The 23,082-nt window shown below is 61.6% G+C and carries 19 protein-coding genes; 12 read left to right on the top strand and 7 right to left on the bottom strand.

Features of this window, described 5'->3' with window-relative positions; translation table 11 throughout:
• Positions 1 to 34: 34 nt before the first annotated feature.
• The 3 genes from HBO24_RS13775 to HBO24_RS13765 all read left to right on the top strand — a co-directional run bounded on the left by HBO24_RS13775 (position 35) and on the right by HBO24_RS13765 (position 3,218).
• Positions 35 to 1,945, top strand: coding sequence for an ATP-binding cassette domain-containing protein (locus tag HBO24_RS13775; RefSeq protein WP_057960966.1), 1,911 nt, complete (start codon positions 35 to 37; stop codon positions 1,943 to 1,945).
• The gene (locus HBO24_RS13770) at positions 1,945 to 2,514 is read left to right on the top strand and encodes a mechanosensitive ion channel family protein (protein ID WP_057440468.1); all 570 of its coding nucleotides are present in this window, start codon (positions 1,945 to 1,947) and stop codon (positions 2,512 to 2,514) included. Before HBO24_RS13775 ends, HBO24_RS13770 begins: the two co-directional genes overlap by 1 nt.
• A gap of 71 nt (positions 2,515 to 2,585) precedes the next feature.
• Entirely contained in the window at positions 2,586 to 3,218 is a 633-nt protein-coding gene (locus HBO24_RS13765) for a LysE family transporter (RefSeq protein WP_170059885.1), read from the top strand.
• 137 nt (positions 3,219 to 3,355) lie between these two features.
• Here the strand turns inward: HBO24_RS13765 and HBO24_RS13760 are convergent, their stop codons facing one another.
• The 4 genes from HBO24_RS13760 to HBO24_RS13745 are packed head-to-tail and all read right to left on the bottom strand — an operon-like array spanning position 3,356 to position 6,499.
• Entirely contained in the window at positions 3,356 to 4,096 is a 741-nt protein-coding gene (locus tag HBO24_RS13760; protein ID WP_057440467.1) for a hypothetical protein, read from the bottom strand.
• Positions 4,097 to 4,099: 3 nt separating this feature from the next.
• Complete coding sequence (gene lpoB / locus HBO24_RS13755) at positions 4,100 to 4,687, bottom strand: penicillin-binding protein activator LpoB (protein WP_057440466.1); 588 nt, start codon at positions 4,685 to 4,687, stop codon at positions 4,100 to 4,102.
• Positions 4,688 to 4,722: 35 nt separating this feature from the next.
• Complete coding sequence (locus HBO24_RS13750; RefSeq protein WP_029289599.1) at positions 4,723 to 5,091, bottom strand: YcfL family protein; 369 nt, start codon at positions 5,089 to 5,091, stop codon at positions 4,723 to 4,725.
• Positions 5,092 to 5,101: 10 nt separating this feature from the next.
• Entirely contained in the window at positions 5,102 to 6,499 is a 1,398-nt protein-coding gene (locus tag HBO24_RS13745) for a hypothetical protein (RefSeq protein ID WP_169960079.1), read from the bottom strand.
• Positions 6,500 to 6,802: 303 nt separating this feature from the next.
• On the opposite strand from HBO24_RS13745, the gene HBO24_RS13740 reads away from it, so the two are divergent.
• Complete coding sequence (locus HBO24_RS13740; RefSeq protein ID WP_057960962.1) at positions 6,803 to 8,701, top strand: FTR1 family protein; 1,899 nt, start codon at positions 6,803 to 6,805, stop codon at positions 8,699 to 8,701.
• 91 nt (positions 8,702 to 8,792) lie between these two features.
• Here the strand turns inward: HBO24_RS13740 and elbB are convergent, their stop codons facing one another.
• A complete protein-coding gene (gene elbB, locus HBO24_RS13735; RefSeq protein ID WP_057440464.1) occupies positions 8,793 to 9,458 on the bottom strand; it encodes an isoprenoid biosynthesis glyoxalase ElbB in 666 nt (221 codons plus the stop codon).
• Between the two features lie 114 nt (positions 9,459 to 9,572).
• Here elbB and HBO24_RS13730 point away from each other — a divergent pair, with 114 nt between their 5' ends.
• Positions 9,573 to 10,808, top strand: coding sequence for a sterol desaturase family protein (locus tag HBO24_RS13730; RefSeq protein ID WP_057440463.1), 1,236 nt, complete (start codon positions 9,573 to 9,575; stop codon positions 10,806 to 10,808).
• On the opposite strand, the gene HBO24_RS13725 is transcribed toward HBO24_RS13730, so the two are convergent.
• Positions 10,789 to 11,433, bottom strand: coding sequence for a DedA family protein (locus tag HBO24_RS13725; protein WP_057960959.1), 645 nt, complete (start codon positions 11,431 to 11,433; stop codon positions 10,789 to 10,791). The two genes, HBO24_RS13730 and HBO24_RS13725, sit on opposite strands and share 20 nt — an antisense overlap.
• A gap of 218 nt (positions 11,434 to 11,651) precedes the next feature.
• On the opposite strand from HBO24_RS13725, the gene hemB reads away from it, so the two are divergent.
• The 3 genes from hemB to HBO24_RS13710 all read left to right on the top strand — a co-directional run bounded on the left by hemB (position 11,652) and on the right by HBO24_RS13710 (position 16,549).
• Positions 11,652 to 12,665, top strand: a complete 1,014-nt coding sequence (hemB, locus tag HBO24_RS13720; protein WP_057440462.1) for a porphobilinogen synthase — start codon at positions 11,652 to 11,654, stop codon at positions 12,663 to 12,665.
• An 18-nt stretch (positions 12,666 to 12,683) separates the two neighbouring features.
• Complete coding sequence (gene ppk1, locus HBO24_RS13715; RefSeq protein WP_057960957.1) at positions 12,684 to 14,906, top strand: polyphosphate kinase 1; 2,223 nt, start codon at positions 12,684 to 12,686, stop codon at positions 14,904 to 14,906.
• Between the two features lie 140 nt (positions 14,907 to 15,046).
• On the top strand, positions 15,047 to 16,549 hold the full coding sequence (locus tag HBO24_RS13710) for an amidase family protein (RefSeq protein ID WP_262152976.1): 1,503 nt from the start codon (positions 15,047 to 15,049) through the stop codon (positions 16,547 to 16,549).
• A 3-nt stretch (positions 16,550 to 16,552) separates the two neighbouring features.
• Here the strand turns inward: HBO24_RS13710 and ppx are convergent, their stop codons facing one another.
• Positions 16,553 to 18,055 carry an exopolyphosphatase gene (gene ppx, locus HBO24_RS13705; protein WP_170044539.1) on the bottom strand — a complete coding sequence of 501 codons (1,503 nt, stop codon included), beginning with the start codon at positions 18,053 to 18,055 and terminating at the stop codon, positions 16,553 to 16,555.
• Positions 18,056 to 18,535: 480 nt separating this feature from the next.
• Here ppx and HBO24_RS13700 point away from each other — a divergent pair, with 480 nt between their 5' ends.
• The 4 genes from HBO24_RS13700 (at position 18,536) to HBO24_RS13685 (ending at position 23,082) form a co-directional block, all read left to right on the top strand.
• Complete coding sequence (locus tag HBO24_RS13700; protein WP_057440460.1) at positions 18,536 to 19,192, top strand: DUF1120 domain-containing protein; 657 nt, start codon at positions 18,536 to 18,538, stop codon at positions 19,190 to 19,192.
• A gap of 111 nt (positions 19,193 to 19,303) precedes the next feature.
• The gene (locus HBO24_RS13695; RefSeq protein ID WP_170059884.1) at positions 19,304 to 20,020 is read left to right on the top strand and encodes a fimbria/pilus chaperone family protein; all 717 of its coding nucleotides are present in this window, start codon (positions 19,304 to 19,306) and stop codon (positions 20,018 to 20,020) included.
• Between the two features lie 7 nt (positions 20,021 to 20,027).
• A complete protein-coding gene (locus HBO24_RS13690) occupies positions 20,028 to 22,547 on the top strand; it encodes a fimbria/pilus outer membrane usher protein (protein ID WP_170059883.1) in 2,520 nt (839 codons plus the stop codon).
• Between the two features lie 61 nt (positions 22,548 to 22,608).
• Positions 22,609 to 23,082: a hypothetical protein gene (locus HBO24_RS13685; protein WP_233092036.1), complete on the top strand. Its 474-nt coding sequence runs from the start codon at positions 22,609 to 22,611 to the stop codon at positions 23,080 to 23,082.

Raw genomic sequence — 23,082 nt, 5'->3', positions numbered from 1 at the left:
GCGGCCAACGAAGCTGGTAGACTCCGCCGCCATTATGATCCGACTTCAAAGCCTAACATTACAGCGTGGCCCGCAACGTCTTCTCGAAGACGCCGAGCTGACCCTGCACGCCGGTCACAAAGCCGGCCTGATCGGTGCCAATGGCGCCGGCAAATCCACGTTGTTCGCCCTGTTGCTCGGTGAGCTGACCCCGGATTCCGGGGACTGCCTGCTGCCAGCCGACTGGCGTATCGCCCATATGCGCCAGGAGATCGACACCCTGGACCGCATCGCGATCGACTACGTGCTCGATGGCGACCTGCGTCTGCGTCAGGTGCAACACGACCTGGCCGAGGCCGAGAAAGCCCAGGACGGTGCCGCCCAGGCCCGCCTGCACTCGGAACTCGACAGTGCCGACGGCTACACCGCCGACGCCCGCGCGCGCAAAATGCTCGCCGGCCTCGGGTTCACCAACGAACAGATGGACCGCCCGGTTGCCGACTTCTCCGGTGGCTGGCGCATGCGCCTGAACCTGGCCCAGGCGCTGATGTGCCCCTCGGACCTGTTGCTGCTCGACGAACCGACCAACCACCTGGATCTGGATGCAATCCTGTGGCTGGAGGATTTCCTCAAGAGTTACCCAGGCACGTTGCTGCTGATCTCCCACGACCGGGATTTCCTCGACGCCGTGGTCGATAACATCGCCCATGTCGAACAGAAGAAAATCACCCTCTATCGCGGCGGCTACACCGCGTTCGAGCGGGCCCGTGCCGAACGCCTGGCCCAGCAACAGCAGGCCTTCGAGAAACAGCAGGCGCAACGCGCGCATATGGAAAGCTACATCGCCCGGTTCAAGGCCCAGGCCACCAAGGCCCGTCAGGCCCAGAGCCGGATCAAGGCCCTGGAGCGCATGGAAGAGCTGTCGGCGGCCCACGTCGATTCGCCGTTCGACTTTGTGTTCCGCGAGTCAGTGAAAATCTCCAGCCCCTTGCTCGACCTCTCGGATGCCCGCCTGGGTTATGGCGACAAGACCATCCTGGAGAAGGTCAAGCTGCAGCTCACCCCGGGCGCGCGCATCGGCTTGCTCGGCCCCAACGGCGCGGGCAAGTCGACGCTGATCAAGAACCTGTCGGGCGAGCTGCAACCCCTGGCCGGGCGCCTGACCCGTGGCGAGAACCTGGTGGTGGGCTACTTCGCCCAGCATCAATTGGACTCCCTCGACGCCAAGGCCAGCCCGCTGTTGCACCTGCAACGCCTGGCGCCAACCGAGCGCGAACAGACCCTGCGCGACTTCCTCGGCGGTTTCGACTTCCGTGGTGCGCGCATCGACGAGCCGGTGCTGAATTTCTCCGGCGGCGAAAAAGCCCGCCTGGCCCTGGCCCTGATCGCCTGGGACCGTCCCAACCTGCTGCTGCTCGACGAACCGACCAACCACCTGGACCTGGAAATGCGCCTGGCGCTGACCATGGCCCTGCAGGAATTCAGTGGCGCTGTGCTGGTGGTGTCTCACGACCGCCACTTGCTCAAGAGCACCACCGACAACTTCCTGCTGGTGGCCGATGGCAAGGTCGAAGAGTTTGATGGCGACCTGGACGACTACGCCCGCTGGTTGACCGACTACCGTCTGCGTAACGCGCCGGTCAGCAACACCCCGGTCAACCCGGACAAGACCGACAAAAAAGCCCAGCGCCAGGCTGCTGCGGCCCTGCGCCAGCAGTTGGCACCGCACAAACGCGAAGCCGACAAGCTTGAAGCCGAATTGGGCAAGGTCCACGAACGCCTGGCCAAGATCGAAACCAGCCTCGGCGACAGCGCGGTGTACGAAGCGGCCCGCAAGGATGAGTTGCGCGACCTGCTGGCCGAACAGGCCAAGCTCAAGGTGCGCGAAGGGCAACTGGAGGAGACCTGGATGGAAGCCCTCGAACTGCTGGAAGGCCTGCAAGCGGAGTTGGAGGCGCTGTCCTGATGGAAGCCTTGCAGCTGCCACTGCCAGCGCAATGGATCGAACCGGTGTGGGTCGGCGTGCAAATCCTGCTGATCCTGCTGGCCGGTTACCTGGCCCAGCGCTTCGTCGCCAAGGGCCTGACGCGCCTGGGTGAGCGCTATCCGTTTCCGCCGCAACTGCTGATGCCCCTGCGTGGTGGCCTGCGCTGGCTGATCATGGGCAGTGCGCTGATCTTCGTCCTTGAACGCCTGGGGGTCTCTGCCACCGTGCTGTGGACCGCGCTCTCGGGTTTTGTGGCCGTCGCGGCGGTAGCGTTCTTTGCCATGTGGTCGGTGCTGTCGAACCTGCTGTGCGCGATCCTGATCTTCACCGTTGGGCCGTTTCGCCTGGGTGATGTCGTCGAGTTGGTGGACACCGTCGACAAGCCCGGCGTCAAAGGCCGGGTGATCGCGATTAACCTGCTGTACACCACGTTGATCGAAGTGGCTGAAGCGGGCACCGACAGCGCCGTGGTGCAAGTACCCAACAGCCTGTTCTTCCAGCGCTCGGTACGCCGCTGGCGCGGTAGCGATATCAGCCCTTTACCTTAAAAATTCTCTAGCCAGCCCTCGGCCCTTGGCGTTAGCTTAGTGCTGACAACGAATTTGCTACGAGGTGTGTAATGGCGCTCGACACATGGCTGGCCTTCTTCCTGGCCAGTTGGATCATCAGTCTCTCCCCCGGCGCGGGCGCCATCGCCTCCATGTCCAGCGGCCTGCAATATGGTTTCCTGCGCGGTTACTGGAACGCCATTGGCCTGCAATTGGGCCTGGCGATGCAGATTGCCGTGGTGGCGGGCGGCCTGGGCGCCGTTCTGGCGACGTCCTCAACCGCGTTCTACGCGATCAAATGGTTTGGCGTGGCGTACCTGGTGTACCTGGCCGTCAAGCAATGGCGCGCCCTGCCCATGGACATGAGCGATGACGCGCCAGTCCGCCCGATCGGCAAGCCGCTGGCGATGATGTTCCGTGGTTTCCTGGTCAATGCCAGCAACCCCAAGGCCCTGGTGTTCATGCTGGCGGTGCTGCCGCAGTTCGTGAACCCACAGGCACCGCTGCTGATTCAGTACCTGATCCTCGGTGCGACCATGATCGGCGTGGATATGATCGTGATGGCGGGCTACACCGGGCTGGCATCGAAGGTGCTGCGCCTGTTGCGCACGCCCAAGCAGCAGAAACGCGTGAACCGCATGTTTGCCGGGTTGTTCGTGGGCGCTGCGGGTTTCCTCGCCAGCCTGCATCGCGCCACGGCCTGACTGAACAAGCCCAATCAAAACTGTGGGAGCTGGCTTGCCTGCGATCGCATCACCGCGGTGTATCAGTGACACCGCGGCGCTTGCATCGCAGGCAAGCCAGCTCCCACATTGATGTGTGCTAGCCGAGCCATTGAGCTTCAGTGCAGGATTTTCGGCGCCTCATCCCTTGGCAGGTTGTTGCGCAACGCCGGCTGACCAGGCTCCTGGTAGCCACCGCCCAGTTGCTCCTGCAGCTGGCGCGCCACATCTTCACCCAAGGTTTTCGACACTTCCTTCACCACCCGTGGCCGGCTCAGGCTGACGCGCACGTCGCGACTGTTCACCAGCTTGGTGTCCTGGCCCTCACCCATGGCGGTAAACGCCGAGGTGATTTCATAGGTGCGGGTGTTGATCAGGCTGAAGTCCGCCACGACCGCCAGCCCCAGCACCGCTGAATAGCTGTTGGTGCGATCCAGGGCGTTGATGTCCTGGGTGAAGTCGATATCCGACAAAGTACCAAACAGCACATAGTCGGCGCCCTTGAAGTGGCCGGCCTTGATCCGCTTGATCACGTCGTACACATCGCCCTTGGCCTCGCTGGTGTAGGGCGTGCCCTGGACCAACTGGAACTGGCGCGACTTGAGAATCTCACCCTTGATATCGCCGCTGAATTTACGCAGCTCACTCTGTTCGATGTAGCTGTTGCGGCTCTCGAACTCGGTGTAGCTGGACGCACCGCTGGCGTTGTAGGGGCTGGCCTGGAAGTTATTGGTCGCCGCGACGGCGTGGATGTATTCCTCCACGCGCGCCTCGTAGGCCAGGTCCGTCACCGCGATTTTCGGCGCCGCCCAGGCGCCAACGCTGCACAGCAGGGCGATGATGCCGATCCATGGACGCATGGCTTAGCGCTCCGTGGTCTTGCGGATTTCTTTTTCGTCCATCCATTCCGCCAGGCCGCTTTCGACGTCGATCAATTGCAGGCTGAACTTGTAGAACACGTCCTTGTAGTCGGCGCTGCGCTTGACGATGGAGCTGATGGAGCCTTCCAGGCGGTACTTGGCGGCAACCATGTTGCCGGTCTTGCTGACCGTGGATTTCTTGTACAGGCCGCTCTGGTTTTGCAGCTTGAGCTGGTCGACCTGGCTTTGCATATCGGTGTTGTCGCTGGCGAAGCGGGCGGTGCCGGTCTTCATCAGTTGGGTCTTGATCGAGGTGGTGATCTCGCGGGTGTCGATGTACTCGCTGGTCTTGTTCTTCACGTCATACACCTGCACCACCGGGCGGCCCTGGAGGATGCCGGACTGCGCCAGGGAGCGGGTCATGCTTTCGGCGATCATCTGCAGGTCGGTGGAGCCGAACTCGTTGGTCACCAGTTCCACGGCCTTGGTGTCGCCGTAGCTGATATTTTTACCGCCGATGACCGGCGAGGTGTTGGCGCAGCCGCTGGCCAGGACGGCGATTACGGCGAGGAACGAAAAGCGTGCAAACATGGGAATGTCTCTCGAAAACTGAATAGGGGGCTGGCTCAAGGCGTCTTGACTTCAAGGCGGAAGTCGGCGGCCTGGGGCAGGTTGGCGATGGCCGGCAGGAAGGTGGCCTGGTTGGCGTAGAGGTTCAGCACTTTCCAGGTTTCTTCGTCACCCACCGGGAAACCATCGGCGCCCAGCCAGGCGAAGCGGTAATACATCATCTGGTTGCTGCTGGTGATGTTGCTCAGTTGCACCTTGGCCGTCAGGAAGCCGTTCTCGCGGGCTACCCGAATGGCGCCGACGGCGATGCCCTTGAACTTGCCCATCACCACGACTTTGCTCGCGGCGCTGCCCGGTTCCGGCGGCGGGGTGGCGCAACCGGCGAGGAAGATCAGCGCCAAGGCGCCGAGGATGAAATGACGCATAGCGTGCTCCTTAAGGTTGTTTGAGGCTGGCGACGGCCTGGGCCGGGTTGCTCGCGACCACATGGGCGGCCACGCCGCTGGTGAAGACCTGGTTGCCGACCACTCGCAAAGTGATCACCTGATGGCGTTGTTCGGCCTTGACCGTCACCAGGGTGCCGCCCAAGGCATTGGGCAGGCTCACCTGGTGCTCACCGTGCTTGAGGCGCAGGCGCGTGACCTGGGTCAGGTCCGGCAGGGTGCGCCAGGTGCGGGTATCGGCGCCTTCGGTGACGGCGGATGCGATGCCCAGCACCAGGCCGGCCATCGGGTTGGTCTGGTTGAGGTTTTTTTGCGTCACGCCGCGGCTGATGGCGCGCACGGTGGTACGCAGGATGATCCCCGGCATGTCGTCGCGCAGGGCGCGGCGCGACATTGCAGTGGTGCTGTTGAGTGGCGTGAGGTTCTGCTGCCGACCATCGATGCCGATCTGCGCAAAGGTGGCCGTCGAAGTGTCTGGCTTGATCACCGGGAACGACAGCGGTGTGATCACCCAATGCCCGTCGATAGGGATCGGCAACGGCAGGCGGATCGAGTCGCGGGCCGGCGCCAGGCCGCTCTGGACCACGATCAGTACGTCGCTTTCGTCAGCGGCCACGCGGGAGGCATCCAGGTCGAGCAGGGCCTGTTCCAGCAACGGTGTATTGGGGCGCAGTTCGGCGGCCTTGCGGTAGCCCGGCGCGGCCAGGTCCTTTTCGCCCAAGGCTTCGTAGATGAAACCGGCCAGGTAATGACTGAACGCGCTCTGGTAGCTGTTCTTCAGGCCCACCACGTCCGGCGCATCGAGACTTTCCACCGGATAGCCGCGCAGATCCTTGAACTGCGTGGCCACGCCCTGGCGCTCGGCTTCGTTTTCGCGCTTGAGGTATTCCTTGTCCCGCAGTTCGGCGATCACCGCTTCGCGTTCGTGGGTTTTCTTGATTTCGGTGCGCGCGCCGTCGAAGTCATTGACGGCCAGCAGGTTCAACGCCATCTGCGTGGTGAGCATGACTTTTTCATAGTCATACCCTTCGTAGCGCCGCACCTTGTCGTTGACCAGGAAGCTACCGAATTGCGCGAGATAGCGCTCGGTGTCGAACTTGACCGACTCCTCCCACTTGTACACCACCAGGTCTGCCCGGTGCCAAGCCGCCTGGCTGCCGGTCAGATCGCCCTTGGCCCGCAGCAACTCGCCTTTTTCGAAGTAGTAGAGAAGGTCTTTGTCTTCGCTGCTGTTGTTCTTCTCCAGCAGGGTCAGCGCGCCATCGACATTGCCGCTGGCCAACTGCTGGTTGGTGGCTTGCAGTTCAGTGTCGTAGCTGCGGAACATCGAACAGCCCGACAGCAGCGTGAGTGCCGCGAGGGCAAGGGAGGTAAAGACGCGAGATGCCATTGAGGTGCTGCTTCCCTGAGCGTAATCGGCCGAAGGGGCTGGTCGGGCCAAATAACCAAGCGCAGGAAAAACCTTTTCCCACACATCCCTCATAAAAAGAGGAGCCTAAATGCCGTTTCGCGATAACGAAGGCGGCGCATTATAGGCCTCGTTACTGGCAAAACAATGGCTTTTCCGCTGCTTTCTTTGAGGGTTGGCCCCTACCTGAGCGAGTCATTTCAGCGGCCAAAGCACTAACGTCTTGAGTCAAACCGATTAACATTCGACAATGTGTTACTTCTTGTTTCCATTTGGGATTCATTCATGACTGCCCCCTCCCGTTTTCTCGCCTGGCTGTTGCTGCCGGCGTTGGTGTCGTGCAGCTTCAATCTGCTGGCTGCTACCGCAGAGGGTGCGCCCCAGGCCCTGCATTTACTGGACTACATTGGCGCTGACTATCCGCCGACGGTGGAGGCGGGCAAGGTGGTCGACGACTCCGAATACCGCGAACAGGTGGAGTTTCTCGGCGTGTTGCAGGGGCTGGTGGCAGAGCTGCCCGACAAGCCCGAGCGTGCGAGCCTGGTCAAAGGCGTCGATGAGCTGCTGGCCGCTGTCACTAACCGCCAGGATGGCAACGCGGTAGCGCGCCAGGCGCGTCAACTGGGCGCGCAACTGGCGGCCGCCTATGAGGTCAGCCAGGCGCCGGCCATTACCCCGGACCCTACGCGCGGTGCGCCGCTGTACGCCCAGCACTGTTCGGTGTGCCACGGTGACGCCGGTGCGGGCGATGGCCCGGCCGGTGTCGGTATGGCCCCACCGCCGGCCAACCTGCGCGATGCCCAGCGTCTGGACCGTCTGAGCCTCTACGGCATCTACAACACCCTGGGCCTGGGCGTCGAAGGCACCGACATGCCGTCGTTCGCCGACCAGTTGGATGACCGGCAGCGCTGGGACCTGGCCACCTACATCGCCGGCTTTACTGCCGACCCGGCCGCCGCGAAAAGCGAAAAATCCTTCAACCTGGCCGACCTGGCACGCCAGACCCCGGAAGAAGTGCTGGCCGCCGAGGGGCCGGACGCGGTCCGGGTGTTCCGCGCCCAGCGCGCCCAGCCACCCCAGGTCCAGCGTGGCCCGGCGCAGTTGCTGGAGTACACCGCTGCCACCTTGGACAAGAGCCTGGCAGCGTTCCGCAGCGGTGAGCACGAACAGGCCTACGACCTGTCGGTAGCGGCGTACCTGGAAGGCTTCGAGCTGGTGGAAAGCTCCCTGGACAACGTCGATGCCAACGTGCGCAAGGACACCGAGAAAGCCCTGATGGCGTATCGGCAGTCGTTGCAGGATGGTTTGCCGATCGAGCAGGTCCAGCAGCGCCTGGACGTGGCCAAGGGCAAACTCACTGAAGCGGCCGGCCTGTTGGGCGGCGACGGCCTGAGCTGGTCGTTGAGCTACATCTCGGGCTTGCTGATTCTGCTGCGTGAAGGGTTGGAAGCGATTCTGGTGCTGGCGGCAATCCTGGCCTTTTTGCGTAACACCGGCCAGCAATCGGCGGTGCGCAGTGTCAACGTCGGTTGGGCCCTGGCGTTGGTCGCCGGTGCGGCGACCTGGGCCCTGGCGGCGTATGTGATTGACGTCAGCGGCGCCCAGCGTGAACTGCTCGAAGGCTGTACGGCGCTGTTTGCCAGCGTGATGGTGCTGTGGCTCGGGGTGTGGATGCACGACCGGCGCCACGCGGCGGCCTGGCAGGACTACATCAAGAGTAGCCTGGTCGGCGGTGGTGGGCGTTTTGGGTTTGCGGTCCTGGCGTTCTTCTCGGTGTACCGCGAACTGTTCGAAGTGATCCTGTTCTACGAAACCCTGTGGCTGCAAGCCGGTCCTGCCGGGCATAACGCGGTACTGGCCGGTGGCGCCACGGCGCTGGTGCTGTTGATGGGCTTGGCGTGGATCATCCTGCGCGGCTCGGCGAAGCTGCCGTTGGCGCTGTTCTTCGGGATCAACGCGGCGTTGCTGTGCGCGCTGTCGGTGGTATTTGCCGGGCATGGCGTGAAGGCGTTGCAGGAAGCGGGCATCTTCGGCACCCGGCCGGTGGCGTTCTTTGACTTCGACTGGCTGGGCATCCATGCCGATGCGTATTCGTTGAGTGCCCAGGCCGTGGCGATCATTGCGATTGTGGTGCTGTACAGCCGCAGCCGGTTGGCCGATAAGCGCCGGGTGGCGGCTTCCTGAAGGTACTGGCGGTCAAATCGTGGGAGCTGGCTTGTGTGGGCGCTGGCTCCCACACAAGCCAGCTCCCACATTTTTAATCGGTGTCGCCCATTCAGTCGCTCTCGTGGGTCAGCTCCAGCACCCGGTCCACCAGCTTGTTGATCCCCGATGCCACTTCGCTGATGTTTTTGCCCAGCATATAGGCCGGCGTGCTCACCAGCTTGCGCGCCTTGTCTTCGACGATTTCGTCTACCGCGCATTCCTGGTGGGTGGCGCCCATCTTGTCCAGGGCGGCCGCGGTGTCGGCGTCGTTGCCGATGGTGCAGGTCACGCCTGGGCCGTAGATTTTTGCCGCCAGGGCCGGCGAGATGCAGATCAGGCCCACGGGCTTGCCTGCTTCGGCAAAGGCTTCGGCCAGTGCCAGCACGTCCGGGTTGACGCTGCAACCGGCGCCTTCGATGGCAAAGTTCGACAGGTTCTTCGCCGCGCCAAAACCGCCGGGCACGACCAGCGCATCGAATTCTTCCACGCGGGCCTCGCGAATGTCTTTCACCTCGCCTCGGGCGATGCGCGCCGACTCCACCAATACATTGCGCGACTCGGGCATTTCTTCGCCCGTGAGGTGATTGATCACATGCAGCTGCGCGATGTCCGGGGCAAAGCACTGAACCTGAGCGCCGCGCTGATCCAGGCGCAGCAGCGTGATAACACTTTCATGGATTTCAGCGCCGTCGTACACGCCACAGCCGGAAAGGATCACTGCAATCTTTTTGCTCATGGGCATTTCTCCTGATTTATGGCGTTAAATGTCTACTTATTTGTCTCGCATTGCCATTGGGATATCCGGTCACTGGCCTAACCTTGATGTAACAATAATTGACCGGACTGGCCCATGGACTTCGTCCCTTACGCGGTACCGTTTTTCATTGCCTTGATTGTGGTCGAACTGTTGGCTGACCGTTGGCGCGGCGAGCGCAACTACCGGGTGGCCGACGCCATCAACAGCTTGAGCACCGGTGTATTGTCCACCACCACTGGGCTGCTGACCAAAGGCGTGGGCCTGCTGACCTACGCCTTCGCCCTCAAGCATTTGGCGCTGTTCGAGCTGCCAGCCCAGAGCGTCTGGACCTGGGTGTTCGCCTTTGTCCTCTACGACTTCTGCTACTACTGGCTGCATCGCTGCGGCCACGAGCGCAATATTCTGTGGGCGGCGCACTCGGTGCATCACCAGAGCGAGGACTATAACCTCACCACCGCCTTGCGCCAGACCAGCACGGGCTTTTTGCTGAGCTGGATCTTCTATCTGCCACTGGCTGTCGTCGGCGTGCCGCTGCTGGTGTTTATCAGCGTGGCGTCGCTCAACCTGTTGTATCAATTCTGGGTGCATACCCGCCATGTGCCCAAGCTCGGTTGGTTCGAGTGGTTTTTCGTCACCCCGTCCAATCATCGGGCCCACCATGCACAGAACGCTCTCTACATGGATCGCAACTACGGCGGGGTGTTCATTATTTGGGACCGTTTGTTTGGCTCGTTCCAGGAAGAAGACGAAAACGAGCCGGTGATCTTTGGCGTGACCACGCCTCTGGCCAGTTGGAATCCGCTGTGGGCCAACCTGCAGTTCTATGCCCAGCTGTGGAGTGATGCCCGGCGTACCGAAAGCGGGTGGGACAAACTGCGCATCTGGTTCATGCGCACCGGCTGGCGCCCGGCGGACGTCAAGGCCAAGTACCCACTGGCCAAGCCGGACTTGAGCCAGTTCCGTAAATTCGAGGTGCCCCTGGACGCGCGCCAGCAGATTTACATCGCCCTGCAATTTGCCGCGTATGTGGGTTTGGGCAGCTACCTGATGAATGTTGGCGAGGGCATGCCGACGGCTGCGCTTGTGCTGGGTTGGAGTGTGATGGCGCTGGGCCTGTTTACCCTGGGCGTGGCCCTGGAGAATCGCCCGTGGGCCTTGAAGGCCGAGCTGCTGCGGTTGGGGCTGAATGTGCCGCTGGTGTGGCTGGCGCCGCTGGTCGGGTTGTGGCCGGCCAGTGCGTTGGGCTGGTCGGGGCTGGCCAGCTATAGCCTGCTCAGTGTCATCGGCCTCTACTGTTGCAGGGGCCGGCTTACTCGATGGGTGTCGTAGGCTCGGGCTTTTTCGGCTCGGCCAGTTGCTCCTGCTCCAGCCGGGCTTTTTCGGCCGCGCAGTTTTCCCGGGTCAGGCGGGCGTTGCGGATGCGCCGGCGCAGCCACAAGCCCAGGCCGAGTACCAGCAAGGCACCCAGCACCCACAGCTCATATTTCTTGACGCTACCCAGCATGCCTTCGAGCACGGCGCCGAAGTGGTAGGCCGCCGCGCCCAGTGCTGCTGCCCAGATCGCCGCGCCGATGCCGTTGAGCAACAGGTAGCGCCCCGGCGGGTAGCCGGACAAGCCAATGGCCACGGGCATGACCGTGCGCAGGCCATAGACGAAGCGGAAACTCAGAACCCAGATATCGGGGTGTCGGCGGATATGCTCCAGTGCCCGATCGCCCAGCAGTTGCCAGCGTGGCCTGCGCGCCAACAATTTGCGCCCATGCTTGCGGCCCATGAAGTACCAGAGCTGGTCGCCGGCGTAGCTGCCGAAGAACGCCACCACCACCACCACGTTGATATCCATGTATCCGCGGAACGCAAGGAAGCCTGCGAGAACCAGGATGGTCTCACCTTCAAAGAACGTCCCCAGGAAGAGGGCAAAGTAGCCAAAGTCATTCAGAAATTGTTGGAGCATTGTCTGGGTGCTGGCGAAATGAACGCGCAGCCTACGCCTTCGTGAACATTCATGAAAGTATCGAGATGTGTCACGAAGTGAACATTTCCTACGGAAAGCATGAATGCGACTACAGGTCACATGCCGGTCGTATGAGTAAGCACAACTGTCATTCCTTCGTCATAATGGCCGCTTATAACTGTCACGCTCGCCCGTCAAGCCGGGCTCAGGAGTCTGCCGTGAGCTTTACCCCCGCCCAACGCCTGTTTCCCGCTACCCGCCTGCGCCGCAACCGTCGTGATGATTTTTCCCGTCGTCTGGTGCGTGAAAACGTCCTGACGGTGAATGATCTGATCCTGCCGGTGTTTGTGCTCGATGGTGAAAATCGTCGGGAAGCGGTGGCGTCGATGCCGGGTGTCGAGCGTTTGACCATTGATCTGCTGCTGCAAGAGGCGGCGCAGTGGGTTGAACTGGGGATCCCGGCGCTGGCGCTGTTCCCGGTCACACCCGTCGGGCTCAAGTCCCTGGACGCCGCCGAGGCCTGGAACCCCGAAGGCATTGCCCAGCGTGCGACCCGCGCCCTGCGCGAGCGTTTCCCGGAGCTTGGGGTGATTACTGACGTGGCGCTGGACCCGTTTACCACCCACGGGCAGGATGGCATCCTGGATGAAGAAGGCTATGTGCAGAACGACATCACCGTCGACGCACTGGTCAAGCAGGCGCTGTCCCATGCCGCTGCGGGCGCCCAGGTGGTGGCCCCGTCAGACATGATGGACGGCCGGATCCAGGCGATCCGCGAGGCGTTGGAACTGGCCGGGCACGTCAATGTGCGGATCATGGCCTATTCAGCCAAGTACGCCAGCGCCTACTACGGCCCGTTCCGCGATGCGGTCGGCTCGGCGTTGAACCTGGGCAAGGCCAACAAGGCCTCGTACCAGATGGACCCGGCCAACAGCCACGAAGCCCTGCACGAAGTGGCGGCGGACCTGGCTGAAGGCGCTGATATGGTGATGGTCAAGCCCGGTATGCCGTACCTGGACATCCTTTATCGGGTCAAGGAGGAATTCAAGGTGCCGACCTTTGTCTATCAGGTCAGTGGTGAATACGCCATGCACATGGCTGCGATTCAAAATGGCTGGTTGAGTGAAGGCGTCATCCTGGAATCCCTTACCGCCTTTAAACGTGCGGGTGCCGATGGCATCCTGACTTACTTTGCCGCCCGTGCCGCCCAATTGCTTAGAGAGCAACAATAGCCCTCACAGGAACACTCGATGAATACCGAAGGACTCACAGAAGTTGCCGTAAAAGATGCGCACCCGGTAGTTGAACAGGTCGCCGAAACCCCGCCGGAGCTTGCGCCTGAGCAGCCTGCCGTGGTCGCGGAGCCGGTGGTGGCGGCACCGCCTATCGTGATTCCGAACCTGGATGACAGCAGCCTGTACATCCATCGCGAGCTGTCGCAACTGCAATTCAACATCCGCGTGTTGGAACAGGCGCTGGATGAGTCCTATCCGTTGCTGGAGCGTTTGAAGTTCCTGCTGATCTTCTCCAGCAACCTGGACGAGTTCTTCGAGATTCGTGTCGCCGGCCTCAAGAAACAGATCACCTTTGCCCGTGAACAGGCCGGCGCCGACGGCCTGCAGCCGCACCAGGCCCTGGCGCGCATCAGCGAGCTGGTGCATGGCCATGTGGATCGCCAATACGCCATCCTCAACGACATCCTGCTGCCGGAGCTGGAAAAGCACCAAGTGCGCTTCATCCGTCGCCGCAACTGGACCGTCAAGCTCAAGACCTGGGTCCGTCGCTATTTCCGTGACGAGATCGCGCCGATCATCACCCCGATTGGCCTGGACCCGACGCACCCGTTCCCGCTGCTGGTGAACAAGAGCCTGAACTTTATCGTCGAGCTCGAAGGGATCGATGCCTTCGGCCGTGATTCGGGCCTGGCGATCATCCCCGCACCGCGCCTGTTGCCACGCATCATCAAGGTACCGGAAGAGGTCGGGGGGGCTGGCGATAACTATGTATTCCTTTCGTCGATGATCCACGCCCACGCCGATGACCTGTTCCAGGGCATGAAGGTCAAGGGTTGCTACCAGTTCCGCCTGACCCGAAACGCCGACCTGGCGGTAGACACCGAAGACGTCGAAGACCTGGCCCGCGCCCTGCGTGGCGAGCTGTTCTCGCGGCGCTACGGTGACGCGGTGCGCCTGGAAGTGGCGGATACCTGCCCCAAACATTTGTCGGACTACCTGCTCAAGCAATTCAACCTGGCCGAGACCGAGCTGTACCAGGTCAACGGCCCGGTGAACCTGACGCGCCTGTTCAGCATCACCAGCCTGGACAGCCATCCGGAGCTGCAATACACGCCGTTCACCCCGCAGATTCCGAAACTGCTGCAAAACAGCGAAAACATCTTCAGCGTGGTCAGCAAGCAAGACATTCTGCTGCTGCACCCGTTCGAGTCGTTCACCCCGGTGGTCGATCTGTTGCGTCAGGCCGCCAAGGACCCCCATGTCCTGGCCGTGCGCCAGACCCTCTACCGCAGCGGTGCCAACTCGGAAATCGTCGATGCGCTGGTGGACGCCGCGCGTAACGGCAAGGAAGTCACGGTGGTGATCGAGCTGCGTGCGCGGTTCGACGAAGAGTCCAACCTGCAACTGGCCAGCCGCCTGCAAGCGGCCGGTGCGGTAGTGATCTATGGCGTGGTGGGCTTCAAGACCCACGCCAAGATGATGCTGATCCTGCGCCGCGAGGCCGGTGAGATCGTGCGTTACGCGCACCTGGGCACCGGTAACTATCACGCCGGCAACGCTAAGCTCTACACCGACTACAGCTTGCTGACTTCCGACGACGCGCTGTGCGAAGACGTCGGCAAACTGTTCAGCCAGTTGATCGGCATGGGCAAGACGCTGCGCATGAAAAAGCTGCTGCATGCGCCGTTCACCCTGAAGAAGGGCATGCTCGACATGATTGCCCGCGAGACCCAGTTCGCCCTCGACGGCAAGCCGGCGCACATCATCGCCAAGTTCAACTCGCTGACCGATCCGAAGATCATCCGCGCGCTGTACAAGGCCAGCCAGTCCGGCGTGCGTATCGACCTCGTGGTGCGTGGCATGTGCTGCCTGCGCCCGGGCATTGCCGGGGTGTCCCACAATATCCACGTGCGTTCGATCATCGGCCGCTTCCTCGAGCACACGCGGGTGTTCTACTTCCTCAATGGCGGTGAAGAGCAGATGTTCCTCTCCAGCGCCGACTGGATGGAGCGCAACCTCGACAAGCGTGTGGAGACCTGCTTCCCGGTGGAAGGCAAGAAGCTGATCATGCGGGTCAAGAAAGAGTTGGAGAGTTATCTGACCGATAACACCCACAGCTGGAGCCTGCAGTCCGATGGGCGCTACGTGCGCAACACCCCGACGGGCAACCAGAACCCGCGCAGTGCACAGGCCACGTTGCTGGAGCGGTTGGGCAGCCCGTTGCTGGCGGTTCGCTGATATCGACTAGACCTACATCCCTCACTGGGAAATCGGACAGGACCGTCAGATTTCCCAGGTTGGGGATCCCATGCTCCCGTTCCTAGACTGACCTTGGGCTATCAGACGATAGCCTGTACAGGGCAGTTAAGGAGTTTTCGATGGTGGGATCAGGCATAGGTATCGGGTTCGGAACTGCGGGGCTATTCGAGGCGCTGGCCTTGCCGCCGAAGGGCTACCGCAGTGCACAGGCCATGGCGTCCGATATGGCTGGGGCGGTAGTCACTTCAGAGTCCCTGGTGCGGGACTCATTAAAAAGTATTGCCAACATCGATCAGGGTCTGCAGGGCGGCAATGCCTTTGTGCAGGTTAACCCCGATGCGCGTGAACAGGCTCGGGCGCGTGACCAGGAGCGAGCCAGCGGTACCGTGCGCGGTTTTTTGCACGGCGTGCCGATTGCCCTGAAAGATGTCTTCGAAACCAGTGGGAAAATGCACACCAGTGCCGGTTCCCGTGCGCTGGTCGGCTCACCGACGAGCAAAAACGCCAAGGTTGTGGATAACTTGCTCAAGGCCGGGGCCGTGATCGTGGGCAAGACCAATATGAGCGAACTGTCCAACTTTCGCTCCAGCGTGCCGGTGGATGGCTGGAGCTCCCGTGGTGGGCAAACGCTTAACCCCCATCGGCTGGGAGGGCAGGTGGCTGGGTCCAGTTCGGGATCGGCGGTGGCGGTCGCCCAGGGGCTTGTGCCGCTGGCATTGGGCATCGAGACCAATGGCTCGGTGATTGCCCCGGCGGCCTACAACGGCGTGGTCGGTTTGAAAACCACAGCCGGGCTGGTGAGTACCGAAGGGGTGATGACCAGTTCAAAACTGGACGCGGTGGGCACCTTTACGCGCAACGTGCGCGATGCTGGCGAAGCACTCAATGCCATGACCGAAACAACGGCCTACACCGCCGGGCTCACACCGGATGCCTTGCAGGGCAAGCGCATTGGCTACACGCCGCTGCCGGTGCTGTCGCCTGAAGACGCCAGGGACCCGGCCCTGCGTGCGGACCGGAAGCACTTCGAAGACGCGATCGCGATGCTCGGGGCCAAGGGGGCAGTCATGGTGCCGATAGGCAGGCTGGACGCGGGTGTCTCACGTGAGGCTTACGATCAATACAGTGACGCGCTGCTGGCCGGGATCAAGCAAAACCTGGACAGCTACCTGGCCGCCCGGGAAGGGCTGCCAGTGAAGTCGCTGGCTGAACTGATTGCCTTCAACGAGCGCGACAAGCAAGCCGGGGAACCGGACCAGGCGTTGCTGGAGCACATCAACAGCCTGGACGTGACGGATGAGCAGCGCGAGCAACTGTGGGCGGCCGTTCTGCCGATTTTCAAAGGCACCCTCGACAAGCCGCTGAGCGAACACCGCCTCGATGCCATCGTGTCGAACTTTCGCGCCGACAGTTACTACTTTGCCGCCGCCGCCGGTTACCCCGGCATCTCGGTGCCCTCGGGCATGGATGATGAGGGTATGCCGACCGCGCTGCACTTTTACGGTACGGGCAACAGTGAAGCCACACTGCTCTCGGTCGCCTATGGTTATGAACAGGCCACGCAGGCTATTCGTGAGCCGGCGTTCCTGCCGGGGGCGCCGGTGTCGTCCGAGAGCGTCTAGGGGTTAGTGCACATTCAGGCTGAAGCCCACTCGCGTCAGCCACTCGGCTTCCTGGGCGAAATCCGCCTGGGTCAGTTGGTTCTCATCCAGCCAGCCTTTAGGGAACACCACATCCAGGCTGTCGCCGTTGGCGCGCAGGGTGACTTGCGGCATCTGCTGAGTGCCGCGAATGTGGTGGAACAGGATCGCAAAGCGCAGCAGGGCACACAGGCGAATCAGCTTGATGCCCTCGGCGCCGAATTCGGCGAACTTGTCCCTGGGGATGTTACGGCGATGGCCGCGCACCAGCAGCGCCAGCATCTGCTGGTCCTCGCGCGAAAACCCTGCCAGGTCGGAGTGCTCGATCAGGTACGCGCCGTGTTTGTGGTAATGGTAGTGGGCGATATCCAGCCCTACTTCATGGACCTTGGCGGCCCAGCCCAGCAGTTCACGCCAGACCCCGTCTTCCAATTCCCAATCTGCAGCGACCTGGTCGAAGGCATGCAACGCTTTGCGCTCGACCCGCGCCGCCTGTTCCAGGTCGACGTGGTAACGCTCCATCAGCGAGCCCAGGGTGCGTTCACGCACGTCTTCGTGGTGATGGCGGCCCAGCAGGTCGTAGAGCACGCCTTCACGCAGGGCACCATCGCAATGGTCCATGCGTTGCAGTTCGAGGGCGTCGAAGATGGCTTCGAGGATTGCCAGGCCTGCAGGGAAGATGGTCCGGCGGTCGGGCTTGATGCCGTCGAAGTCGATCTTCTCGGCATCCCCAAGTTTGAACAGTTTGCGCTTGAGCCAGGCCAGGCCTTCGGCATTCACCTCACCGGTGCCATGGCCGCCGGCCTTCAGGGCCAGGCCGATGGCGCGGATAGTGCCGGATGAGCCGATGGCTTCATCCCAGGTCAGGCGGTGCAGGGCGTGTTCGATGCTCATGATCTCCAGCCGCGCCGCCGTGTACGCCTGGGCGTAGCGGGCCGGGGTGATCTTGCCGTCCTTGAAATAGCGCTGGGTGTAGCTGACGCAACCCATTTGCAGGCTTTCGCGCAGCAACGGCTCGAAGCGCTGGCCGATGATGAACTCGGTGCTGCCGCCGCCAATGTCGGCCACCAGGCGCTTACCGGGGGTGTCGGCCAGGGTGTGGGAGACGCCGAGGTAGATCAGGCGTGCTTCTTCACGGCCGGAAATCACTTCTACCGGGTGCCCGAGGATCTCCTCGGCACGGCGGATGAATTCGCCGCGGTTACGCGCTTCGCGCAACGCGTTGGTGCCGACGATGCGCACGGCGCCCTGGGGCATGCCGTTGATCAGTTGGGCAAAACGCTTGAGGCAATCGAGCCCGCGCTGCATGGATTCTTCGTTGAGCTTGCGCTCGTCGTCGATTCCGGCAGCCAGTTGTACCTTTTCGCCGAGCCGCTCAAGGATGCGGATCTCACCGTTCTGGGCCTTGGCCACGACCATGTGAAAGCTGTTGGAGCCCAGGTCGATGGCGGCGATCAGGGACAGATTCTTGGCTTGGGATTGCGGCATGGGTAGGGGATCTCGGTCGATAACCTCGCCATCGTGCCACGATCAAACGCTGACGCCAACGCGTAGTGCGCAGAGGAGTTCTCCTACGGAGGTTCGGGACACAGGTTTGTAGGGAATGTAGGGGGGCTCCATTGGTTCCTTGTAATTATTCCGTAGGATCTATGGGAAACAGTAGAATTTCAAAATTTGGAAACTTCTCTTGATTTAACCTACATCTTAAGATCAGTTATACCCATTGGTTATTTGTTTGGTACTACTCTTGAGTTGGGTTAAGGCGACGATTGTTTTTTATAGTTCTGACAGTAATCAGGGTATTGTCTTATTCTTTAGTGGGGTGCATGCGGGAGAGACTGTCACTCGGCAATTCTGCCTTGGTGTTATTTATTTACAGCTCATTTGTCACGGACGGCGGGATGTTGGGCAATGCAATTGCCCGGGTAGGAATAAAGGCACCTGATAACTTCTAGTGACAGGTTCAGCATGAAAAAAATATCTGGTTTGGTAATGGGTGTTGTCTGTTTGGCCGCAAGCGTGGTTGCACACGCCGATACAAGTGGTTCGGGGAACTTGAGGGTCATTGGTACTATCAAGCCAGCGCCCTGCACTGTCAGTATCAGCAGCGGCGTCATTGATTATGGTCAGATCAGTGCAGCTTCTATCTTGCCAAATGCTTTCAACCCCTTGCAGGAGAAAACCCTGCCGCTGTCCGTGAACTGCGGCACCGCGGCTACGCAGATGGCGCTGTCGGTATCTGACACGCAGGCGGCCAGCACCGTTGCGGGTATCCTGGGAACCGGCTTCGCCGAATCCCAGAACTTTGGCCTGGGTGCGGTGGATGGCCGGCGTACCGGTGGCTATTCGGTCAGGCTTTCGAACCTGTCCAGCGCCGGTGCCAGCCTGCTACCGCTCAAAAGGACCAGCTCTGTCGCAGCCTGGATGTATAGCGCCGATGGCCGGGTCGACAAGTTCCCGTACCAGCACTCCTGGAGCCGCACCACCAGCCCGGTTCCAGCACTGGTCAACGTTGTCAGCGGCACGATCAACGTCAAGGCCGTCATCAACCGGGGCAGCGCCCTGGACCTGAGCAAGGATGTTCCTTTGAACGGCCTTGCCACCTTAGTCGTTACTCGTATCTAAACAGGTAGTAAATCCGCACTGCAGTCGTAACTAGCTGTTGCGACTGCGTGCGGGCTGCTTACAGTCCTGGGTGTATTGACGGTCTCTTAAATTGTGTGTGGGTAGAACTTGATGAGTTTTCTTTTCAATACAGTTACTGCCCTGCTAGGGGGCGTAAGTCTTTCTCTGCTACTACATGGCAACGTACTGGCTGACGGTATGGAGCCTGAAACATCTGTTGTAATTCTTTATGAAGAAAATGGCGAGGCGACTATTAATGTCAAGAATACCGATGCCGGTCCGGCTTTATTACATTCGGTCATTCAAAATCTTGCTGAAGACCCGGAACCATTATTGATTGTTACGCCGCCGATTGCGCGCGTGGAACCTGGCGAAACACAACTAGTGCGCTTTATCGCAACACTCAAGGAACCACTCAAGACTCAACGCTTGAAGCGGGTCACTTTTGAAGGGATTCCCCAGGCCAGGGCCGAAGGGCGTGCGACCATTGGTATCACCATTCGCCAGGACCTGCCGCTGATCCTGCACCCCCAGGGTTTGCCGCGGCTTGAAGAGCCCTGGAAGTTGCTCAAGTGGACCCTGCAAGGCAATCGCCTGGCCGTGCAGAACGACAGTGCCTACGTTGTCCGCTTGGGCTTACAGGTGCAGCTGCTGCCGGCCAAGCGCCCGGCAATATTGTCGCGCACCTATGTGCTGCCTGGCGAAACGCTTTGGACCACGGTCGAGGGCAATGTCGCAGGGGTCAATGCCGTCGAGATTCAACCGGCGACGGTCTACGGCTATTCGACCTCCGTCTACCAGGCTCCCGTTGTTGTCGAGGCGGGTTGATCGAGCTATGAGAACTGTCGACAAAGCCGGTTGTTTCAATCAGTCCGCATCGTTCTTCCGGGCCCCGGGCTCCCTGGCGTATGGCTCGGGCATTGTCATCGGGCTGGCCTCACTGTGCAGCGGGCCTGCCCATGCCTTGGAGCTGGGAGAGGGGTTTGATCTTGCCGTACTCTCTGCGAACGGTATTGACCCGAAGGTTGCCCATTATTTTCGCAGTGCGGCGCGCTTTCGCGAGGGCGTCCATGTGGTCGGGTTGCGGGTCAACGGCAACCCACTGGGCTTGGTGGAAGCGCGTTTCGACTATGAAGGGCAGCTGTGTTTCACCCCCGGCCTGCTGGAAAAGGCCGGGCTGCGCGTCCCGGCGATGGTCACTCGCCAGGGCATCGCGCGCGATCAGGCGTGCCATGATTTTGTCGGTGAGTACCCGGCGACCCTTGTGCGGCTGAGCCCTGGCAGCGATGAAGTCTCCCTGGTGGTGCCCACCCAGTCGATGCGCGAGTTTGAATGGGGCGGGGGCAATGCTTCCCAGGGTGGCATGGCGGCCTTGTTCAACTACGACGTGCAGGGTTTTGAGGATCGTTTCAACAGTGGCTCTTCCCGCTCCGTCTCCGCCTATACCGAGGCGGGGTTCAACCTGGGCAACTGGATTGTGCGCAGTCGCCAGTTTTATATCTCCGATAATGGCAAGGCCAGCAGCGAGCATGTGAACGCCTACGCCCAGCGCGATTTCGCGGGCCTGCGCTCGACCTTTCAGGTGGGGCAGATCTCCAGCAACAACCCGGTGTTCGGCGGGCTGCAGCTCTCCGGCCTGCAACTGTTCCCCGATGGGCAGTCGCGCGCGGCCGGCGGCAGCGCGGTGGTGGTCGAAGGGCTGGCTCGCAGCCCGTCCAGGGTGGAGGTGCGCCAGTCAGGGGTGTTGATCCATACCACCCTGGTACCGGAAGGCCCTTTCTCCCTGACTGACCTGCCGTTGCTCAATGGCACCAGCGACCTGGAGGTGAACGTGATTGGCACCCGTGGCGGTGGGCACAGCTTCAGGGTACCTGCGGCGTCCTTTGGCGCGAGTGTGCCGGTGGTGCCGGGCTACTTCTTTTCCATGGGCAAGGTGCGGGGCGCAACGCTGGACGAGCGGGAGCCCCCGGTGGTGGCGATGGCCAGTGGTACCTGGGGCCTTGGGCGCAGTTCTTCGCTGGGTTTTGGCCTATTGAGCACTGACGAGTACCAGGCCGCGGGCGGAACATGGAGCAGCGTTTTTTTCCAGCGGCTGGCAGTGGGCGGGCGTCACAACCTGTCTCGCGATGGTTCAGGCAATGTCAACGGCGCTCGCAGCTCCATTTCATTGAGTAGCCCGCTGTCTGCCAGCCTTGAGGCCAACCTCAGCGCTACACGCCAGACGCGGGGGTATCGCGAAGTCACGGAGGCCGGGCTGTCGAGCGCCCGCGACGACCTGGACGCGCGCTTCAAGAACCAATACACCCTGGGCCTGAGCTGGGCTGACCCGCTGCTGGGTGGCTTCTCCATCAGCTACTCGCACAGTGCGCAATTTGACGGGCAATCGGCTGAACATGTCTTTGCCTCCTGGAACCGAGACTTCAGTGGCACCCAGGTGTCGTTGATCGCCGACTCCCGGGTGGGTGGGGCTCGACCGCGCAAGGAGCGGAATATCCGCCGCCACGAGCGCAATGATGCTCTCGAGACAGGGCTGTCGCTGCGATTGCAAGTCACCATGCCATTTGGCGGCGAACGTCGTGTCACTTCCTATGCCAGCCGGCGCGGGGGCGAGGTGGAGTTCGGCAGCGCGTTCAGTGATCGGGTGAACGACTATGTGAATTATGAGGTGGGTGTTGCCCGGGAGCAGACGAGTGGTGATCAGTCGGTTCAAGGCCGGGTAAATGCCATACCGCGTTACACCCAGGTTGGCTTGGGCATGCGTCGCGACTCTTTCAGTACCAGCTACACCGGGCAATTGCAGGGCGGCGTGGTGGCCCATGAACGCGGTGTGACGTTCTCGCCCTACGCCGTCCAGGACACCTTTGGCATCGTCTCGGTGGGCGATGTTGGCGCGGTCAAGGTCGCGACCCCCCAGGGCCCGGTCTGGACCGATTATCGCGGGCAGGCGGTGATCGCCGGTTTGCCGGCCTACCTCAACAGTAACGTTGAGGTGCAGACCCGCTCCCTGCCCAAGCGTGTCGACCTGAAAAACGGCACCAAGGCACTCACGGCGGGTCGTGGATCCTTCAATACCGTTGATTTCGAGGTGGTGAAAGTGCGCCGCCTGCTGCTGGAAGTGCGTGACGAGCAAGGGCGCCCCTTGCCTCAAGGGGCCTCGGTATTCGGCCCGGGCAATGCCTTCCTGACCAGCGTGGTGGGTGAGGGCATGGTGTTCCTGAACAATCTGGACGAGTCGCAAACCCTGAGCGTCTCCCTGCCGGATTCAACCTCCTGTGTATTGCAACTCAACCCTGAGCCAGAAACCGATGACGACAAACTCTACGAAACAGGTTCGGCAGTCTGCCGTGCGCAGTGAATCCCTGAACCGCTTTGGGCCTGGCCTCGCTCTGTGCAGCGTTCTGCTGTGGGCGGGGCTGATGCCGGAGGAAGCGCTGGCGGGTGAATGCCGTATGTCCTTGAGCCAGCCCCGGGTCGACTACGGTTTGATCCGCAGCGCGGAGCGGGCGGGAGACCAGTTGGCCCTGGGGAAACGCACGCTGCAACTGAACATCGCCTGTGCCGAGTCGGCACCCATGGCCCTGCGTTTCACGGGGGTGTCTGCCGGGTCGAAAGGTTTTCGGTTCGGCCGCCAAGGCTATTTCACCCTGAGCCTGCAGCATCCTCAGGTGGATGGGCAGGCGGTGGAGTTGCGGGTGTCGGGAGAGCCGCCAAGCGGACAGTTGTTGCCCGGCCAGACGCTGGTCGCACGGGCAGGCGGCGCCCCGATACACGGGCGCCGATTTACAGCGCTGGTGAACATCGAGACCTTTGTGCCAGCGGTCGGGCTGGCAGTGCGTGACGAAACGGCCTTCGAGGGGCAGGGCAGTTTCGAATGGGTACCCGGCGCCTGA

Source organism: Pseudomonas sp. WS 5410, assembly GCF_012985645.1.
Classification (GTDB): Bacteria; Pseudomonadota; Gammaproteobacteria; order Pseudomonadales; family Pseudomonadaceae; genus Aquipseudomonas; species Aquipseudomonas shahriarae.
This window is presented reverse-complemented; position numbering and strand designations above follow the sequence as displayed.

Excerpts from the sequence above, each read along its gene's own strand:
- HBO24_RS13775 (WP_057960966.1), top strand. The coding sequence starts at position 35 with ATGATCCGACTTCAAAGCCTAACATTACAGCGTGGCCCGCAACGTCTT.
- HBO24_RS13770 (WP_057440468.1), top strand. The coding sequence starts at position 1,945 with ATGGAAGCCTTGCAGCTGCCACTGCCAGCGCAATGGATCGAACCGGTG.
- HBO24_RS13765 (WP_170059885.1), top strand. The coding sequence starts at position 2,586 with ATGGCGCTCGACACATGGCTGGCCTTCTTCCTGGCCAGTTGGATCATC.
- HBO24_RS13760 (WP_057440467.1), bottom strand. The coding sequence starts at position 4,096 with ATGCGTCCATGGATCGGCATCATCGCCCTGCTGTGCAGCGTTGGCGCC.
- lpoB (WP_057440466.1), bottom strand. The coding sequence starts at position 4,687 with ATGTTTGCACGCTTTTCGTTCCTCGCCGTAATCGCCGTCCTGGCCAGC.
- HBO24_RS13750 (WP_029289599.1), bottom strand. The coding sequence starts at position 5,091 with ATGCGTCATTTCATCCTCGGCGCCTTGGCGCTGATCTTCCTCGCCGGT.
- HBO24_RS13745 (WP_169960079.1), bottom strand. The coding sequence starts at position 6,499 with ATGGCATCTCGCGTCTTTACCTCCCTTGCCCTCGCGGCACTCACGCTG.
- HBO24_RS13740 (WP_057960962.1), top strand. The coding sequence starts at position 6,803 with ATGACTGCCCCCTCCCGTTTTCTCGCCTGGCTGTTGCTGCCGGCGTTG.
- elbB (WP_057440464.1), bottom strand. The coding sequence starts at position 9,458 with ATGAGCAAAAAGATTGCAGTGATCCTTTCCGGCTGTGGCGTGTACGAC.
- HBO24_RS13730 (WP_057440463.1), top strand. The coding sequence starts at position 9,573 with ATGGACTTCGTCCCTTACGCGGTACCGTTTTTCATTGCCTTGATTGTG.
- HBO24_RS13725 (WP_057960959.1), bottom strand. The coding sequence starts at position 11,433 with ATGCTCCAACAATTTCTGAATGACTTTGGCTACTTTGCCCTCTTCCTG.
- ppk1 (WP_057960957.1), top strand. The coding sequence starts at position 12,684 with ATGAATACCGAAGGACTCACAGAAGTTGCCGTAAAAGATGCGCACCCG.
- HBO24_RS13710 (WP_262152976.1), top strand. The coding sequence starts at position 15,047 with ATGGTGGGATCAGGCATAGGTATCGGGTTCGGAACTGCGGGGCTATTC.
- ppx (WP_170044539.1), bottom strand. The coding sequence starts at position 18,055 with ATGCCGCAATCCCAAGCCAAGAATCTGTCCCTGATCGCCGCCATCGAC.
- HBO24_RS13700 (WP_057440460.1), top strand. The coding sequence starts at position 18,536 with ATGAAAAAAATATCTGGTTTGGTAATGGGTGTTGTCTGTTTGGCCGCA.
- HBO24_RS13695 (WP_170059884.1), top strand. The coding sequence starts at position 19,304 with ATGAGTTTTCTTTTCAATACAGTTACTGCCCTGCTAGGGGGCGTAAGT.
- HBO24_RS13690 (WP_170059883.1), top strand. The coding sequence starts at position 20,028 with ATGAGAACTGTCGACAAAGCCGGTTGTTTCAATCAGTCCGCATCGTTC.
- HBO24_RS13685 (WP_233092036.1), top strand. The coding sequence starts at position 22,609 with ATGCCGGAGGAAGCGCTGGCGGGTGAATGCCGTATGTCCTTGAGCCAG.